This is a genomic window from Psychrobacter cibarius (genome assembly GCF_016107535.1).
Lineage (GTDB): Bacteria > Pseudomonadota > Gammaproteobacteria > Pseudomonadales > Moraxellaceae > Psychrobacter > Psychrobacter cibarius.
Genome location: NZ_JABASQ010000013.1, coordinates 39,097 through 56,712 on the forward strand (window position 1 = coordinate 39,097; position 17,616 = coordinate 56,712).

The 17,616-nt window shown below is 42.9% G+C and carries 14 protein-coding genes; 9 read left to right on the plus strand and 5 right to left on the minus strand.

What is annotated here, in order from left to right; all coding sequences use genetic code 11:
* The first annotated feature begins 35 nt into the window (after positions 1-35).
* From ilvC to JFC08_RS08920, 6 genes are all read left to right on the plus strand, one after another.
* Positions 36-1,052: a ketol-acid reductoisomerase gene (gene ilvC / locus JFC08_RS08895; protein ID WP_045446660.1), complete on the plus strand. Its 1,017-nt coding sequence runs from the start codon at positions 36-38 to the stop codon at positions 1,050-1,052.
* 270 nt (positions 1,053-1,322) lie between these two features.
* Positions 1,323-1,748, plus strand: coding sequence for a hypothetical protein (locus JFC08_RS08900; RefSeq protein WP_045454429.1), 426 nt, complete (start codon positions 1,323-1,325; stop codon positions 1,746-1,748).
* A 380-nt stretch (positions 1,749-2,128) separates the two neighbouring features.
* Positions 2,129-2,341, plus strand: coding sequence for a cold-shock protein (locus JFC08_RS08905; RefSeq protein ID WP_010196799.1), 213 nt, complete (start codon positions 2,129-2,131; stop codon positions 2,339-2,341).
* Between the two features lie 253 nt (positions 2,342-2,594).
* The gene (locus JFC08_RS08910; RefSeq protein ID WP_198330445.1) at positions 2,595-3,158 is read left to right on the plus strand and encodes a DUF421 domain-containing protein; all 564 of its coding nucleotides are present in this window, start codon (positions 2,595-2,597) and stop codon (positions 3,156-3,158) included.
* A 453-nt stretch (positions 3,159-3,611) separates the two neighbouring features.
* Entirely contained in the window at positions 3,612-4,361 is a 750-nt protein-coding gene (locus JFC08_RS08915; RefSeq protein WP_045446670.1) for an electron transfer flavoprotein subunit beta/FixA family protein, read from the plus strand.
* Between the two features lie 151 nt (positions 4,362-4,512).
* A complete protein-coding gene (locus tag JFC08_RS08920; RefSeq protein WP_087814657.1) occupies positions 4,513-5,445 on the plus strand; it encodes an electron transfer flavoprotein subunit alpha/FixB family protein in 933 nt (310 codons plus the stop codon).
* Positions 5,446-5,541: 96 nt separating this feature from the next.
* On the opposite strand, the gene JFC08_RS08925 is transcribed toward JFC08_RS08920, so the two are convergent.
* Positions 5,542-6,336: a TrmH family RNA methyltransferase gene (locus JFC08_RS08925; protein WP_198330446.1), complete on the minus strand. Its 795-nt coding sequence runs from the start codon at positions 6,334-6,336 to the stop codon at positions 5,542-5,544.
* Positions 6,337-6,440: 104 nt separating this feature from the next.
* Positions 6,441-7,424: a class 1 fructose-bisphosphatase gene (locus JFC08_RS08930; protein WP_198330447.1), complete on the minus strand. Its 984-nt coding sequence runs from the start codon at positions 7,422-7,424 to the stop codon at positions 6,441-6,443.
* A gap of 413 nt (positions 7,425-7,837) precedes the next feature.
* Here JFC08_RS08930 and JFC08_RS08935 point away from each other — a divergent pair, with 413 nt between their 5' ends.
* Genes JFC08_RS08935 through JFC08_RS08945 form a run of 3 tightly spaced genes read left to right on the plus strand, consistent with a single transcriptional unit; the run spans position 7,838 to position 10,724 of the window.
* Positions 7,838-8,911 carry an aspartate carbamoyltransferase catalytic subunit gene (locus tag JFC08_RS08935; RefSeq protein WP_198330448.1) on the plus strand — a complete coding sequence of 358 codons (1,074 nt, stop codon included), beginning with the start codon at positions 7,838-7,840 and terminating at the stop codon, positions 8,909-8,911.
* Between the two features lie 60 nt (positions 8,912-8,971).
* The gene (locus JFC08_RS08940) at positions 8,972-10,183 is read left to right on the plus strand and encodes a dihydroorotase (protein WP_198330449.1); all 1,212 of its coding nucleotides are present in this window, start codon (positions 8,972-8,974) and stop codon (positions 10,181-10,183) included.
* Positions 10,176-10,724 carry a DUF2127 domain-containing protein gene (locus JFC08_RS08945; protein ID WP_227697710.1) on the plus strand — a complete coding sequence of 183 codons (549 nt, stop codon included), beginning with the start codon at positions 10,176-10,178 and terminating at the stop codon, positions 10,722-10,724. The genes JFC08_RS08940 and JFC08_RS08945 overlap by 8 nt, the downstream gene beginning before the upstream one ends.
* Positions 10,725-10,841: 117 nt before the next feature.
* Here the strand turns inward: JFC08_RS08945 and JFC08_RS08950 are convergent, their stop codons facing one another.
* From JFC08_RS08950 to JFC08_RS08960, 3 genes are all read right to left on the minus strand, one after another.
* A complete protein-coding gene (locus tag JFC08_RS08950; protein ID WP_244656519.1) occupies positions 10,842-12,149 on the minus strand; it encodes a cation:proton antiporter in 1,308 nt (435 codons plus the stop codon).
* A 60-nt stretch (positions 12,150-12,209) separates the two neighbouring features.
* Positions 12,210-13,841, minus strand: a complete 1,632-nt coding sequence (locus JFC08_RS08955; RefSeq protein WP_227697711.1) for a DUF2254 domain-containing protein — start codon at positions 13,839-13,841, stop codon at positions 12,210-12,212.
* 194 nt (positions 13,842-14,035) lie between these two features.
* Positions 14,036-17,569 carry a M66 family metalloprotease gene (locus JFC08_RS08960; protein ID WP_227697712.1) on the minus strand — a complete coding sequence of 1,178 codons (3,534 nt, stop codon included), beginning with the start codon at positions 17,567-17,569 and terminating at the stop codon, positions 14,036-14,038.
* Positions 17,570-17,616: the final 47 nt, after the last annotated feature.

Sequence of the window (17,616 nt, forward strand, 5' to 3'; positions counted from 1 at the left end):
ATGGCAAGCCATGATTTAGGAAAAGGACTCTGTTTATGAACGTTTATTATGATAAAGATTGTGATCTATCAATCATCCAAGGTAAAAAAGTTGCCATCATTGGTTATGGTTCACAAGGCCATGCACACGCGCTTAACCTACAAGATTCAGACGTTGATGTGACCGTTGGTCTACGTGCTAACTCTGGCTCATGGAAAAAAGCGGAAAATGCAGGTCTAAAAGTAGCTGAAGTAGAAGAAGCGGTAAAAGCCGCTGATGTCATCATGATTTTGACGCCTGATGAGTTCCAAAAAGAGCTTTATAACGACGTGATTGAGCCTAATATCAAAGAGGGCGCGACCCTAGCCTTTGCTCATGGTTTTGCGATTCATTATAACCAAGTCGTACCACGTGGTGATCTTGATGTCATTATGGTTGCACCAAAAGCACCAGGTCATACGGTACGTTCAGAGTTTGCAAAAGGCGGCGGTATCCCTGATCTTATCGCTATCTACCAAGATGCCTCAGGTCAAGCCAAACAATTGGCATTGTCATATGCTGCTGGCGTTGGTGGTGGTCGTTCAGGTATTATCGAAACAACCTTTAAAGATGAAACTGAGACTGACCTATTTGGTGAGCAAGCGGTACTTTGCGGCGGTGCAGTAGAGCTGGTGAAAATGGGCTTTGAAACCCTAACTGAAGCTGGCTATGCCCCAGAAATGGCTTACTTTGAGTGCTTACATGAGCTTAAGCTTATTGTAGACCTCATGTATGAAGGCGGTATCGCTGACATGAACTATTCAATCAGTAACAACGCTGAATATGGCGAATACGTAACTGGTCCTGAAGTCATCAATGAGCAATCACGTGAAGCCATGCGTAATGCCCTAAAACGCATTCAGTCTGGTGAGTACGCGAAGATGTTTATCTCTGAAGGCGCAACCAACTATCCATCAATGACGGCTCGTCGTCGTAACAATGCAGAGCATCAAATCGAAATCACTGGCGCTAAGCTACGTGGCATGATGCCTTGGATCGGTGGTAACAAAATCATCGATAAAGAAAAGAACTAATTCAGTATTAGGCTATTAAGAAATTAATCGCTGATATAGACCTAAGAGCCCATGCTATTACTTAATAGTGTGGGTTTTTTTAGTTTTCACTACTTTAGTGAAATTTTAACCACAATCGCTTTGGTGTTGGTTGAAAACGACCAATCGATGCCTCATATATCTAGCCTTCATTGATTTTTTTGAATATTCTTAGTGCAACCAATTACTGGTTAATTATCAAAACGATTGAGTTGCGCGTTCTTATTTTTTATAGATTACAGGTTGTGTGTTGTGCAAATATCTTATCCAGACTGGCTAACGCCGCAATTCGTATATATTACTCTTAGCGCTGTGGTAGCTGTTTTAATATGGATAGAAGGGGAGATGCTCAAAAAAACCGATGGCAAATTGCCTAAGTCTAAGTTTTTTCAAATCAGCTCACTCTTGGATACTTTGTGGTTCTTTATTTCCGTTGTCATATTATATGTGATTGACTTGACGCCACTAGCCATTACGGTACCTGCGGCTTATGGCATCTATACTACCTTTGGATGGATATACGGGACGCGTTTACTAAAGCGTAAAGGTATTCCTGACTCTCCTAAAGACTTGGTGATACCTGCTAAATACATCGCCTATAGTCAGTCATTTTCACTGATATTTTTTGCGCTTTGTTTGTTAGTATTAAGTTCACCGTGGCTACCGATATCTCAATGAAGCATATGCTGACTTATCACCTATTTATTATTTGAGATAATGCTGTCACCAACTTAAATGACACCTTTACGTTAGAATGATAGATAGTAAATGATATAAAATATCTTTCTTATCAATGTATTAGATAGTATTTAATTGGCTTTCGTGACTTTTCAAAACGGATTATCGTTATTTACAAAAATCATCAATTTAACCTGTTGCGATTATAAAAAGCTGCTATAATCAGCCTATACTCAAAAGATTTTAGGTCGTAATTTCAAGCTATCTAACGATATTTTGATCGTATTGACTGTTGCATTTAGCAGAAAATAGTTTGGGTATATATCAATTAATCGGTGACGACACACGTCTCGCCAACAGTTAAAGAGTTAGGAAAATTTATGTCAGATAAAGTTGAAGGCACTGTAAAGTGGTTTAATGAAGCTAAAGGTTTTGGTTTTATCGCTCAAGACAATGGCGGACAAGACGTATTCGCTCACTACAGCGCTATCCAAGGTGGTGGTTTCAAAACTCTAGCCGAAGGCCAAAAAGTGTCTTTCATCTTAGGTGATGGCAAAAAAGGCCCACAAGCCGAGCAAATCGAAGCTATCTAATCTCATTTGACATCTGGTAAGCTGATTAGTCGGTAAGCTTGATGACAGTAAGATTATCAATATGCATTGATGCCTTTGTTTGTTAAAACAATAAAAATACTGTTTCAACTCTAAAAAAAAGCAACCTCTTATCAGGTTGCTTTTTTTATGCCATTTTTCTCGCTATAAACGTAAAATCATCAAAAGCATACTGATATTAGCTGTCAGTCATCAGCACTGACTCAAAAAAGATCTAACAAAATAAGGTTGTTTTATGAAGTGGGAGGCATGGTTTTCAATCGATTGGCAGCAAGTGCTGGGTATTTCTCTATCTGCAATCGGTTTTTATTTAGGGTTAATGTTGTTTACAAGATTGATGGGATTGCGAAGTTTCTCCAAGCTCTCAAGCCATGATTTTGCGATGACTGTCGGTATTGGCAGTATACTCGCTTCAACGGTGCTATCAGACACACCGTCATTAATGCAAGGGCTGTATGCTGTCGCGGTATTATTTGTGATTCAAGGGGTTATCTCATTTATCAGGCGTAAATTCAAACCGTTAAAATCTCTGATAGACAATCGAGCCATTATATTAATGGCCCATGGCGAGTATTTTAGCGGAAATTTAAAAGAGGCTAATCTTAGTACCAGTGATGTTCAACAGGTTTTGCGCAAGAATGGGATCAAGTCTAAAACCGAAGTATTTGCTGTCATTATGGAAACTACAGGGGATATGAGTGTCATCAAAAACAATGAAGTTACGCCTGACTGGTCATTATTCGATGATATACGCGACAGTGAGTTGCTGATTGGTTCCAGTAAAAACAGCAAGTCATAGATTTTGAGTTTTTGATTGTTGTGCTCGATGAATGCCGAAGAAATAGATCACACCAATCAATTAAGTAACTATCGTGTTGACAGTGCTAAAAATAGGTGAAATATTGAGAATGTAGGTTAAAGAAGACTGTAAAATTGTGCACTTATAAACTATTTATTATAGAATGGTGACAAATTTATGACGCATTATTCACGGCGTTGTCTTGACCTTATGCCTGTGGTCACGCAAGATACAGGGGTCTGATAATAATGGTTGGCTTAGCTTTAGCAGATTTTATCAATGAGTAGTGTGATACTAATACCATTTTCGGTATTGTTTCTTCTCGCTTAATTAACTACTATCTGTTGACGCAGTAATAACCCTAAGTAGTATTTTGAACGACAGTTTAAAAAAATGAACCTTTGGTTCTTAACTGACAATTTTTAATTCATAACATTAATAAACGAGGAACGTATGAAAGCATTAGTAGCGGTCAAGCGTGTCATTGATTACAACGTAAAAGTTCGTGTAAAAGCTGACAACTCTGGCGTTGATTTATCAAACACTAAGATGTCAATCAACCCTTTTGATGAGATTGCAGTAGAAGAAGCAGTTCGTCTAAAAGAAGCGGGTGTGATTGATGAAATCATTGTTGCTTCAATCGGTCCAAAAGAATCACAAGAGCAAATTCGTGCAGCGTTAGCATTAGGCGCTGATCGTGGTGTTTTAGTGTTGACTGACGACAAGCCGTATCCATTACAAATTGCTAAGATCCTCAAAAACATCGCCGAGAGTGAAGGCACTGATATTATCTTATTGGGTAAGCAAGCCATTGATGATGATAACAACCAGACTGGTCAGATGCTAGCGGCATTGATGGGTATCGGTCAGGGTACGTTTGCATCAGAAGTGAAAGTAGAAGGCGATAAAGTAAACGTGACTCGTGAAATCGACGGTGGTTTACAGACGCTAGCACTTGAGTTGCCAGCGGTTATTACCACTGATTTACGTTTGAATGAGCCTCGTTATGCTAAATTGCCTAACATCATGAAAGCGAAGAAAAAGCCACTTGACGAAAAAACGCCTGCTGATTTTGGTGTTGATATGGCCTCTAAGCAAGAGATCATTAAAGTTGTGCCACCTGCTGAACGTAAAGCTGGCATCAAAGTGGGTTCAGTGGATGAGTTGGTCGATAAGCTAAGAAACGAAGCAAAAGTCATTTAATGTTTCAATGATTGGATACTTCGCTACGGCATATCCTGTACAAGGCTATAGATTTAACTGATTTATTTCATATTAAATAATAGTTGCTCAAACAGCTTTGTACACAAACAACCGCATGAATAGATGATACGAACAAAAAAGGATTAAAACCATGGCAATTTTGGTATATGCAGAACATGACAATGCCAGTCTAAAAAAGGCAACTTTGAATACCATCGCTGCTGCTAAGCAAATGGGTGATGATATCCATGTGTTGGTTGCAGGTAGTAGTGCTCAAGCTGTCGCTGACCAAGCAGCTAAAGCAGAAGGCGTGACTAAAGTATTATTAGCAGACAACGCTGCCTATGAGCATCAATTAGCGGGTAACGTCGCGCTATTGGTTGCTGATATCGCTGGTGATTACAGCCATATCCTTGCACCTGCTACCACTACTGGTAAGAACTTTATGCCACGCGTTGCCGCTTTACTTGACGTAAGCATGCTATCAGAAATATCTGCCGTCGTAGATGCGCAAACGTTTGAGCGTCCTATCTATGCTGGTAACGCAACAGCAACTGTCAAAACATCAGAAGATAAAGTTGTTATGACAGTACGTACCACGGCTTTTGACCCAGTAGCAAGCGAAGGTGGTTCAGCTACTGTTGAGACAATCGAAAACGTGCAAGAAACTGGCAAAGCAAGCTTCGTTAATGAAGAGATGGCGAAATCTGACCGTCCTGAATTGACTTCAGCAGGCATTGTGGTTTCTGGTGGTCGTGCCTTAGCAAATGGCGAAAACTTCACCAAATATATCGAGCCATTGGCTGATAAACTTGGCGCTGCTGTTGGCGCATCACGTGCCGCTGTTGACGCAGGTTACGTACCAAACGATATGCAGGTCGGTCAAACGGGTAAAATCGTTGCACCAGACTTATATATCGCAGCGGGCATTTCAGGTGCGATTCAGCATTTAGCGGGTATGAAAGATTCTAAAGTTATTGTTGCTATCAACAATGACCCAGAAGCACCTATCGCTAGCGTTGCTGACTACTTCTTAGAAGCGGATTTATTTACAGCATTGCCTGAGCTTACTAGCAAGGTTTAATCGTTATTTAGTGATTAGTTAAGTATAAAAACCCGCTATTATTTATAGCGGGTTTTTCGTATTTGAGAGGTATGTTTTTGATTCAGTCAAACAACATTAGCTATAGTTTCTTTGACGTAGTGTTTCATACAAGCATAATGAGCCTGCAATGGCGACATTCAGACTTTCTTGACCATTGGGCTGTGGTAGAGCGATAGGGGTGGCGCACTGCATCAGCTCATCACAAACGCCTTGTCCTTCATGTCCCATAATCCAAGCGATTGGTTCTTTCAAGTCATGTTGATAAATGACTGTATCAGTATGGGAGCTGGTCGCAAATAGCGGTGTTTGCACATGCTCCAAAATATCTTGCGCACTTAGACCTTCATAAATAGTCAGAGCAAACTGAGCACCCATGCCTGCTCGTAATGTCTTAGGGGACCACGCTTGTGCTGTCGCACTGGTACAGAGTATATTTTTGATGCCAACCGCTGCTGCGGTGCGTAATAGAGTGCCCACATTGCCGCTGTCTTGCACATCATTTAAAATCAAGCAGTCATCATTAATCATCGATAAACTAGGCGTTGGTACCTTAATGATTGCCATGATATCGATACCAGTACCTAAGCTACGAATGCTCTCATACAGCGAATTTGATAAGGTTAAAATAGGCGTATAAGTAGGCAAGCGCGTCAAAATTTGCTGAACCTCAGGATGGTTGTGCGCAGACTCTGCGAGTAGGATTTGGACAAACGGGTAGTCGCTACGCAGCGCAGCATCGATGAGATGCACGCCCTCAATCACCGTTTGCCCTTGCTTCTTCCGCTGCCGCGCTTGCGTTAACAAGGATTTGACAAGTTTAACGGTCGTATTTTTATCTGAGGTAATAAGCTCGGTGGGATTTGCTACCATAGTAGATCGCTTAGAAAAAAATATAGAAAAATTAAACAATCAGTATAAAGTATTACAAATGCTCTGGCTTTATACTGATTATTATCAAAGTAACGTTAAAGTGCTTATTTATCAGCGTAATTTATATGCAGATTTTTAACATAATCGACTTCATTTTTACTGCCTAGTACCACGGGAACGCGTTGGTGAATATCGGTTGGTTCTATGTCTAAAATGCGATTGACTGCATCAGTAGCAGCGCCACCCGCACGCTCAATTAATAAGCTCATTGGATTGGCTTCATACATCAAGCGTAATTTGCCCGCTTTATTGGCGTATTTGGTATCGAACGGATAAGTGAAGAGACCACCGCGACATAAAATACGATGCACATCACCGACCATGGCGGCCACCCAGCGCGTATTAAAATCGCGACCACGGACACCCGTTTCGCCAGCAATTAGTTCATCGATATACTGCTGCATGGGTGCGCGCCAGTAGCGGTAGTTTGAAGCATTGATGGCGTATTCGCTGGCATCGGCATCGATTTGCACATTTTCTTGTATCAATACATAATCGTTAGTGTCAGGATCTAGGCTAAACATCACGACATGATCGGCGATAGTTAGCGCTAGTACGGTAGAGGTGCCATATAACAAATAGCCTGCTGCTAGCTGTTGATTACCAGCTTGCAAGAAGTCGCTATTTTCACTGATTTGACCTTGGCGCTGGTACGGTAAAACAGAAAAGATAGTGCCAACGGCCATATTAATATCGATGTTTGATGAACCATCAAGCGGATCGAACAATACCAACAAACTGCCATCTGCATTGGCAGTGGTAGCATCGTCAAGCTCTTCTGAGGCAACGCCTGCACAATGGGTATTTTTCGCCAAAGCATCTAATAATAAGTCATTGGCCAGTACGTCCAGTTTCTTTTGGTCTTCACCTTGGACGTTTTGGTTGCCAGCTTCGCCTAGAATGTCTGCTAGCGCTCCTTTTCTCAATAATTGTGAGATGGTTTTACCCACGTCAGTGACAGTCGTAATAACGTCACTCAGTGCAGGATTGGGTGAATAATCATTGAGATAGTCTGTAAGGGTTGTCATAAGGCTTCCTAATAAATGCTGTTAAAATAAAGGCTACTGAAACTAAGGATTAAATAAGGGATCGGAAAATCGGTTGGGTCGCACGTTACAGACCTAAATCTGGTAAATTTTTAAATACCTCGCACGGCATCTTTGTCCTGACCATAAAATCAGCTACACTATCATTATTATTTATTTATCGTTTGGCTAAGCGGATTTTTGATGATGGTTTTGACAGGTCTATGGCTACTGCCCAAGAGGATGACGATGGCTGTTTTTTACGGCGCTATGTCTCTCACTGCCACTGGGGTAAATTGTAGCAAATAAGTGTCAAAATGTCCTTGTCTCTGTGCTTATCGTCGACTATAAATCGCTAAAAAACGCATAAATAATGATTGTTAAATCATATAAACCAACAATAAAGACCTGCCATTATGCCAAATTCTATCGATAGCCGTTCAACTCAGACAGTCTCGCCAACGGATTATGCCAAATTCGACCCTGATACCATTCATGAGAAACTTGATGAGTCGTTAAGTCGTCCGCAGCTTAATATCGATGGCAGTATTCGCCATTTTTTGGGGGTAGAGGGTCTTAATAAAGCGCAGTTGCAGGCTATTATTGCCAAAGCAGAGACGTTTTTTGATGATAACGGACAGCTCATTAACCGTCCTGAGCTCGAAGGCTATACGGTAATGAATTTGTTTTTTGAACCGTCAACGCGTACCCGTACGACCTTTGAAGTAGCCGAAAAGCGTCTCGGTGCCAATGTGCTCAATATCGATATCGAGCGCTCTAGCACTAAAAAAGGTGAAAGCTTGCGCGATACGCTGTGGAACCTACAAGCCATGACGGCAGATATCTTTGTGGTACGGCATTCAGCGTCGGGCGCTGCCCATTTTATGGCAACAGAGGTGACACCAGATATTGCCATTATTAATGGCGGCGACGGCTGGCATGCGCATCCAACGCAAGGGATGCTCGACATGCTCACCATTCATCGTGAAGCACCGCGTCCATTTGAGGAGCTGTCAGTGGCTATCGTTGGCGATATCAAGCATTCGCGAGTGGCGCGCTCAGATATCAGTGCGCTACAAACCTTGGGTGTAAAAGACATTCGCGTCTGTGCGCCGCGTACCTTATTACCGAAAGGCATTGAGCGTTTTGGGGTACAAGTCTATGAAGATATGAATGACTGTGTCACGAACTGTGATGTCATTATGGGATTAAGAATACAAAACGAACGTATCGGCTCGCCGCTGCTGGCATCATCGAGTGAATATTATAAACACTACGGTATTACACCAGAGCGCATGGCGTTGGCTAAGCCCGATGTGTTGGTCATGCATCCAGGGCCGATGAACCGCGGTGTTGAGATTGCATCAAGCGTTGCTGATGGCGACCAGTCAGTGATTTTAAAACAGGTGAATAACGGCATCGCTATTCGTATGGCAGTACTGTCGTTAGCTATGGAAGGTCAGCGCGCTCACCAAGCTGCGAGTAAATAATCCTTTGCCTCGCTGTTTTATATTTATTTATCCCATTTTATTGATACGGTAATAACGCTCATGACAACTATGTTAAATACGGATGCACCGATAATTAACCATCTTCCTCAATCATTTAAAGACTCACTATCAAGTGCTGCGACAGATAAGTTGGCTTCACTTGAAGCTGGTCGTGAAATGTGGCTACTGCCGCCTTTAGTTGATTTGTGCGCCCGCCTACGTGAACCAGGTCAACAACAACATGGTACGTTAGAGTCAGAAGGGCGAGCAGCCCGTGCCAATGGTTTTTTGCATGTGGTCATTCCTCCTGATACCAATCCTATCTTAGAGAACGGTTCATTATTAAAAGGCTTACGTGAGCGCGCGCTTGGTGATGGCGGCATATATTTGCATATTTTGGGTGCATTGACTGCTGGTTTAGAAGGCGAGCGTCCATCAAATATCGCTGGGCTTAAAAAAGGCGGTTGTATAGCTGTTTCTAATGCGCGCCGCCCTTTTCGCAATGATTTAGTATTACTGCGTACACTGGAATACGCCGCGACTTTTAATATGAAAGTATTTTTTTATCCTGATGAGCCAAGTCTATCTGGTGATGGCGTGGCGCATGAAGGTTATATCGCGTCATATCACGGCTTGCAAGGGATTCCTTGGATCGCTGAAACGGTTGCCTTGTCAACGCAGTTGCTGATGGTTGAAGAAACAGGCATCGCTGCTCACTTTAGTCAATTATCCTGTAAATCTTCAATCGAATTGATGCGCTGGGCAAAAGATAAAGGTCTGCCCGTGACTTGTGATGTGGCGATGCATCAGTTGTATTTGACCGATGACAATTTAGAGGGTTTTAACGCCCAAGCCTACGTATTACCGCCCTTGCGTAGTAATACGGATCAGCAAGCCATCCGCCGTGGTCTAAAAGATGGCACCATTGATGCGATATGTAGCCATCATGAACCATTGAACAGTACCGCCAAAAAAGCTCCATTTGCTGAGAGCACACCAGGTATCTCAAATTTTGATACGTTTATGGCGCTGGCTTGTCAGCTAGTCAATGATGAGGTGTTAACCTTAGAGCAACTTGTCGATAAAATCTGTCTCAATCCGGCGAAAATCGCTGGTATTAGTGAGCAATATGAAAAAATCGGCGGCGCAGTACTGGTGGATCCTAATTTGGAATGGCAAGTGACCGCCCAATCCATGCTGTCCAATGGTAAAAACACGCCATTCTTTAATCAGCAGTTGCAAGGCCGCGTTGTGGAGACTTTCTTTGGCTAATTTGCCTAGGCAGGATGATAGTCTGCAACCATCCTCGAAGGATAACGATCATCACTTGCACAACCAAACCATCAAGTCGCACGGTACTGCCAGTGAATCTATCAAAGCGGTAGCAATCTATGAGGTGGTTAAAGGGGTCGGTGCACTATTAGGGGCAGGGGCTTTATGGTCATGGCATACTGACCTTGAGCATTGGCTGACGACAGCGACTGCTTCTTGGCAACAGACTTTTGGACAGCTACTGGCACCGCAAGTTGACAGTGCAGTACGGATTGCTCAGCAAGCAAGTAAAAACTGGCCATTATTCTTGTTATTAATCTTTGCTTACGCCAGTCTACGTTTTCTTGAGGCTTATGGCTTATGGCAAGATAAAACGTGGGCGTATTGGTTTGGTGTGCTGGGTTATGGGGTGTTTGTTCCTATTGAGCTTTACTATCTAATCGTTAGTCCATTTGATTGGTTTAAGCTTGGAATATTAGTCTCAAATCTTCTTATTGTGGTCGTGGTATATCGTAATATGAAGCGTAAAGGCTTGATATAAAAAAGGCGTATATAGCGGTTATCAAAAAAACTGAATGTGTATGAAAAAGCCAGCGTAAGATACTCTCTTATGCTGGCTTTCTTTTGCTAAAACGATTAGCTTGAAACTGGTTACAAATTATGGCTTTGCTGTACTTTTATCAGTGCGAATGCTTTTGGCGACTTTGCCAATACTCAAACCTTGCACCAAGATAGAGAATATCACCACTGCATAAGTAAGTGCCAACAAGATATCGCGTTCGGTTCCCAGCGGCAGCTGCAATACTAAAGCAACCGAAATACCACCACGTAATCCGCCCCATGTCAGCACTTTCCATGCACCAGTCGGCAAATCGAGCTGACGATGAAAGGTTTTGGTCGTCATACCCACAACGATAAAACGAGCAAGTAGGGCAATGACAATTGTCAAACCAGCGGCGATAAATAAATTACCCGAATAAGCAATCATCACTACTTCTAAACCGATGAGTACGAATAAAATAGCATTGAGAATTTCATCGATTAATTCCCAAAATAAATCAATATAATGCCGCGTTTTATCGCTCATCGCCAATGCTCGTCCGCGATTCCCAACCATCAACCCCATCATCACCATGGCGAGTGGTCCTGATAAATGCCAATGGCTGGCGAGTGCATAACCACCTATCACACCAGCAAGCGTTAATAACACTTCTTCTTGATAGCTATCGATACTTTTCAGCATGTAATACAGAATCGCCCCAAGTACTAAGCCAAAAATAATGCCGCCACCAGCTTCAACCGCTAGAGTATGCGCCACATAATTGGCGGTTGGGATATCACCACTGGATAAAATCCCTAGCAGCAATACAAAGATGACGACGCCGATACCATCATTAAATAAAGACTCGCCCGCGATGACCGTTTCTATACTTTTTGGCGCGCCAGCCGATGCCAAAATACCCATTACGGCAATGGGGTCGGTCGGTGATATTAGAGCACCGAATAGCAAACACCAAAGAAACGGCAAACCGAAACCAAGCAGCGGGAGCATAAAATAAAGCACCGTAGCGATAAGCATCGCAGAGACAATGGTACCGACGCAAGCAAGGATACCAATAGGCAGTTTATAACGTTTTAAATCGCTGATATTGACGTGCAGCGCCCCTGCAAATAACAGCATAGAGAGCATGCCATCTAATAAGACTTCGGTAAAATCAAGCTGCTCTAATAAGCTTACTTCATAATCAATCAGCTGATCAAATCCCAAAAATCCCAAAAATATGGCGCCAATCGATAATAAAATGGAGATAACCATCACGCCAATTGTGGTCGGTAGACCAATAAAACGATGGTTAACGTAAGTTAATAGGGCTGTGATTGATAAGAATATCGCGCTGATTTCAAGTATGGTTAGGCTACTGGTAGGGGCCATGAAAAAGGTCTCAAGTGAGTTTAAAATTGTCATAAGCTTAGCGCTTACAAACACTAAATAGGTTTGATTTTAGTTTAGTTATCGTTTGTATTTTTATTTTGATTGCGTTTGTAATGCTTGACGGATATGGGCGTCAAACGCGCTAACATAGTCAAAATACTGATGATGAGCATCGTTGCTAAGTATGAATTGTTGGGCTTGTTGGCACATCGCGCTCAAGTCATCTATCAGCTCTTGATAGCTTAGGTTTTCTTCTCCTGCGCGCTCAATCAGTTTTATCTCATGCAATAGGGTTTGCTGCTGTGCGTTATTTACACTAGCATAACTTAGATTGACCATCGCCTGACATAGCGCTTTTAAGACCATCAAATCTGCTGCTGCATACCGACGTATCTCGCCTAGTGATGTATTGATAAAATCAGATATTTTGGGAGTATGAGTAACTATGGCTAATATCGCCAAGCGTTGCTGTCTAACTTCGGCTTTCGATGAATCATCGTTTTGTGCCGGTGTATAAAAATGATAGGGACTGGGCGGCTCGCGACGCATCATAATACTTAAGCAACTGGTCAGTGATTGTACGCAGTTGACTGCTGTTTTTGGATCATTTATACCGGGCGATAAGGCGCGGACGGCGATTTCAGTCATTTGTCCCAAGCTATAAGCAATATCGTTAGAATGAGTCAGTCGTTGTTCGATACGTATACAGCCGGCAAAACGTTGCCAAAAAATTCCGTCAGGGGCGCGCGGCACAACAGCTAAAGATGGTGTCGCTGTTTTTTGTCGATTATTTGGATGACCTGCTGGACGCTGGTAAAAGTAGCCGATGACGTTTTTGTCAGTGACATAATCGCCAAGATTAATACGCATTTGCACCACGCCGCCATAGTCTTGTGTCAGTGTAATCAGCGACTCAAGGTAAAATTGTTGGACATAACCTGAGCTTGGTGGATAAATGGGCATCGCTGACCAATGATGAAACTGTTCAATGTCATGATGTTCTATATCGCGTTGATGCTGGATATCGCGTTGATGCTGGATATCGCAATGATCACGATACCAATAGTGAATATTATTAATCGCATCATTGCTGGCGTTTTGAATTACATGTGAAGCTTGAATGGCATGTACCATATGTTGTACAAAGTACACTAGCAACAGCGCACATATAATTGCCATGATAATCGCAAAAGTCACTGCAAGCTGTGGCACACCAAAAGCCACGTCATATTTATGGATGGATTTTGACACCAATAAACTATAGCTAAACGTGCCAATAAACGCTCCCAACACAAACTGATTGGGTGTATCAGTTAAAAAATTGCGCAACAGCCGTGGGCCAAATTGCGAAGAGGCCATCGACAGTACCGCGATCGTAATAGAAAAGGTCGTACCTGCTACGCCTAATACTGCGCCTGCGATGGCAGTCATGATGGCGCGCGCAGCATCGTCGTCACCAGTAAAAGCAAAGGTAATCTCTCTGACGGTTTCGCGGTCAAAGTGTTGATCGATAGTGACCAATAAAGGCGCAAGCAATATACCTACAATGACGCAAGCCGTTGGGATAAACCAATAAGAGCCGATAAGCTGCTGCCATAGGTTTCTTAGTCGATCAGGCATATCGGTCAGTGTCTGTAGCGACCACAATTGAAAAAACTGCCTCACCCCTTGCATCATGGTTGTCATTATTCGCGTGAACAAGCCGCTTTCGGGGGAATTATTCAATGTGGTCAGCTCCAAAAGTGACGCCGATTTTTATTCATCATAAAACTTATTTGTCACAAAACGGCGATATTTTTTGACGAATAAAAACGCTTAAAAGTAAATTACCTTACCATATAAGCCACAAAGATTAAAAATTTAGTAAAAAAATAAGCCCCTATCATAGGAGCTTATTTTTAGCATGATGGATTGTTTTATTAATTGACTAGATTGTCAATCCAATTGCTTATCGCAGTGCTTACTTTTGCTAGCACTGATGGCTCTTCTTTACTGTCCATACTTAATGAACGCGTTTGCATATCATCCGTCGATACTGGCTGTTTTTGCAGACTATCTACGATTAACGGTAGATTATTACCAGTGATTGCTAAGATAAAGCTTGGGTTTTTAGTCAGCGTCGCCCACTTTTGATTCCAGCCACCACTACAATTGTAAGTAATTAAGCTTCCGCGATTATCTACTAAATTACCAGTACGCAAATCAAAGCATTTGCCACCTTGTTTGATTTGGTCGGCACCGTTCATCTCCCAAACTTGCGCTGGCGAGTCCAAGCTACAAGCGCCTAAAACCACCCAAGAACCTTGTTCCGTTAAACACTGATCTAATGCCATTTTGCTGTGAATTTTACCTTTAAGATCGTAAATCCACTGTTCAGAGTCGTCACCAGTACAGCCACTTGGACCACTAATAAAGCTATTTAACTTACCACCTTCTAGAGTTTCAACTTTAAGGCAGTTGTTGCCATTACGGATAGTAGTCACATTATCTAAAGGTTTGTCATCTTGTAGCTCTAAATCTACAACAAACTTTTGAAATTCGGTAAGTGCTTCAGGCTCTTTTTTGATTAAATCCGTACGATAGACATTGACCCAACGGTTTAGACGATTTAGAGTTTCTTGCTGCTTCTCATAACGCTCTAATGTTTGGAGTGCTAAAGGGCTAAGCTCATCACGATACTCTTTGTAAGAGTCATATAATAACTGACCGTTGGCGTCTAAACTAATAGTCGAATGTTCTGCTTGAGCAAGAAGTTTCTGCTCTAAGATTGGCAATTCTATCTTTCTTAGTGCCGTATAGCCCTGTTCTTTACCAAAGGTAACCGCGGGTTTAATCGCATCACTATATTGACGAATATCAATGGTTGAGAGCTGTACTTGTGCTTCATTGGCTTTTTTACAGTATAAATCTACTTTTTTCGGGTTGTCTGCAATCGCTAAATTAACATGGAACTTATTGGCGTTACTGGTCATCCGATTAGGAGCCAACGCAATATCATTAATCGTGTTATTACTATAAGTAACGCTTAACCAGCAGCTTGCTGATTCAAGCGAGTTATGGGGTGTCGGTAACTCAAAGACGTTGCCCCAGTTACCACGTGCTTCTGGATAAATAATACCCTTTTGCGCGACAGGGTCATAACCGCCTAAAATGGTAAATACTGGCACGCCTTGTAAGCGTGGTCTTAAGTAATTACCGTCGGTACTGTTGTACCAAACGTTTTTGGATTCTTTCCACACTTTAGGTTGGATGACTTCCATCTTTCTGAGATCGGCATTCCATTTCTTATAGCCAGTTGGTGAGTCAGCGTCAAATACTGCTTTATCAAATGCTGGCTGGATCTTAATTTTTGTACTATAACCCGTATAGTGAGTATAGTTTGAATAAGCGCCACTCTGTGATCCACCAGACATCGCATCGCGACCATAGCCATAGGTGGCTAAGAAAAGAGGTTTACCAGTGAGACCATCACCCTCGACCTGTCGTGGCCAGTCTAAGTTGCTGCGCATTTTGTTTCTGACGCCATTATAGCCCCAGCCACTATTGGCATGATGCTCGGCCCAAAAGAAATCGCCGTTCTGTTCACCAGGATAATGACCCAAGCCATAATGATGACCGATTTCGTGGCTGAACTCATTACCTTGAGAGTCGATTAGGGTCAACATACCATTACCGCCGCTTAAGCCGTGGTTATGTTCACCATTCTTATATTTACCGCGAGCGTGATGCGCATTGACGTTCTGGGTCAATTGCGGTTGCTCTTGACTTTGCATTGAGGCACTGGTGACGCCCCAGTTTGCTAAGTTAATACCGACACCAAAGGTTGATTTCGCGGTGTTTTCGCGCATATCACCAGCATAAACGCCAGCATCATTTGAGTCACTGACTGAATCATAAATAGTGCCATTGGCGACCATTACTCGTTCGAGCTTCATGTCATCATAGCTAGCAACGGTCATTTGTGCTGCTGGAATGGTTTGGAAGTAGTCTGAACCCGCTCTTTCTGGATCGCGTAGCATATAATGACCCCAAGATTGAGGTGCATCCGTTAACATGCCCAGACGGATATTGGTCAATACCAACTCACCAGGGGCGGCAAAATCTATGTTATCTTCTGACAGTTCACCGCTACGATTTTGGTTATCCACAATGCGAATTTTGAGACCACCTTGTACTTCATCCCAGTTGAGTTTGGTTGACCATGCGCGCTTACTGTAAGCAACGCGTGCGCGCTGATCAGTGTTAGTCTGATCCGTGTCTGGGATTTGAGTCGGATCGGCTAAATTGACAGTTCGTAATAAAACCCCGTCTTTGTAAATTTCAGCCGCTAATTTATTAATATCACCCATTTCAAGCGTAGGCGTCACCAATAACAGCGCCTCTTTTTCTGCCGTCAGGCGCGGCATGTTTTTTGCTTCGTTACCCTGTGGATCAACGGTATGATTCTGCCCAAACTGTATCATCGCTTGAAAATCGCCAACCAAGTCTGGACGAATAGCACGAATTTCTCCCGCTCTACCATCGTGGTCAAAAAACCCTAATAAATAAAAATCAGCAATATCCTTTTTTGGTTCTGGATATTTAATAGGCGTACTTGGTTCAAGTGGCGTAGCAGGAATACTCGTTACTGGTGGTTTAACAGGCGTGCTAGGCTCAAGCGGCGTAGCAGGAATACTCGTTACTGGCGGCTTAATAGGCGTACTTGGCTCAAGTGGCGTAGCAGGAATACTCGTTACTGGTGGTTTAATAGGCGTGCTTGGCCCAATTGGCGTAGCAGGAATACTCGTTACTGGTGGTTTAACAGGCGTACTTGGCTCAAGTGGCGTAGCAGGAATACTCGTTACTGGTGGTTTAATAGGCGTGCTTGGCCCAATTGGCGTAGCAGGAATACTCGTTGCTGGTGGCTTAATAGGCGTACTTGGCTCAAGTGGCGTAGCAGGAATACTCGTTACTGGTGGTTTAATAGGCGTGCTTGGCCCAATTGGCGTAGCAGGAATACTCGTTGCTGGTGGCTTAATAGGCGTGCTTGGCCCAATTGGCGTAGCAGGAATACTCGTTACTGGCGGCTTAATAGGCGTGCTTGGCCCAATTGGCGTAGCAGGAATACTCGTTGCTGGTGGCTTAATAGGCGTGCTTGGCCCAATTGGCGTAGCAGGAATACTCGTTACTGGTGGTTTAATAGGCGTAGTTACCGGTGGCTTAACAGGCGTGCTAGGCTCAAGCGGTGTTGCAGGAATGCTCGTTGCTGGCGGCTTAATAGGCGTACTTGGCTCAAGTGGCGTAGCAGGAAGACTCGTTACTGGTGGTTTAACAGGCGGCGTTTCTACTGGTAGATTAAGGGTTGGTGGTACAAGTGATGATGTGCTGCCATCACCTTCACCACAAGCAGAAAGCATAATGGATACGATACAAATGCTTAGCGCTGTTACTGGGAATGCTATTGTATTTTTCAAGTTATTGCCCTAATAAATTTTAAGGCAATATAACAGCTGTGTTAGCA

Coding starts and splice junctions, on each gene's coding strand:
- JFC08_RS08925 (WP_198330446.1), bottom strand. CDS start 6,336: ATGGTAGCAAATCCCACCGAGCTTATTACCTCAGATAAAAATACGACC.
- JFC08_RS08920 (WP_087814657.1), top strand. CDS start 4,513: ATGGCAATTTTGGTATATGCAGAACATGACAATGCCAGTCTAAAAAAG.
- JFC08_RS08910 (WP_198330445.1), top strand. CDS start 2,595: ATGAAGTGGGAGGCATGGTTTTCAATCGATTGGCAGCAAGTGCTGGGT.
- ilvC (WP_045446660.1), top strand. CDS start 36: ATGAACGTTTATTATGATAAAGATTGTGATCTATCAATCATCCAAGGT.
- JFC08_RS08905 (WP_010196799.1), top strand. CDS start 2,129: ATGTCAGATAAAGTTGAAGGCACTGTAAAGTGGTTTAATGAAGCTAAA.
- JFC08_RS08940 (WP_198330449.1), top strand. CDS start 8,972: ATGACAACTATGTTAAATACGGATGCACCGATAATTAACCATCTTCCT.
- JFC08_RS08935 (WP_198330448.1), top strand. CDS start 7,838: ATGCCAAATTCTATCGATAGCCGTTCAACTCAGACAGTCTCGCCAACG.
- JFC08_RS08950 (WP_244656519.1), bottom strand. CDS start 12,149: ATGACAATTTTAAACTCACTTGAGACCTTTTTCATGGCCCCTACCAGT.
- JFC08_RS08930 (WP_198330447.1), bottom strand. CDS start 7,424: ATGACAACCCTTACAGACTATCTCAATGATTATTCACCCAATCCTGCA.
- JFC08_RS08915 (WP_045446670.1), top strand. CDS start 3,612: ATGAAAGCATTAGTAGCGGTCAAGCGTGTCATTGATTACAACGTAAAA.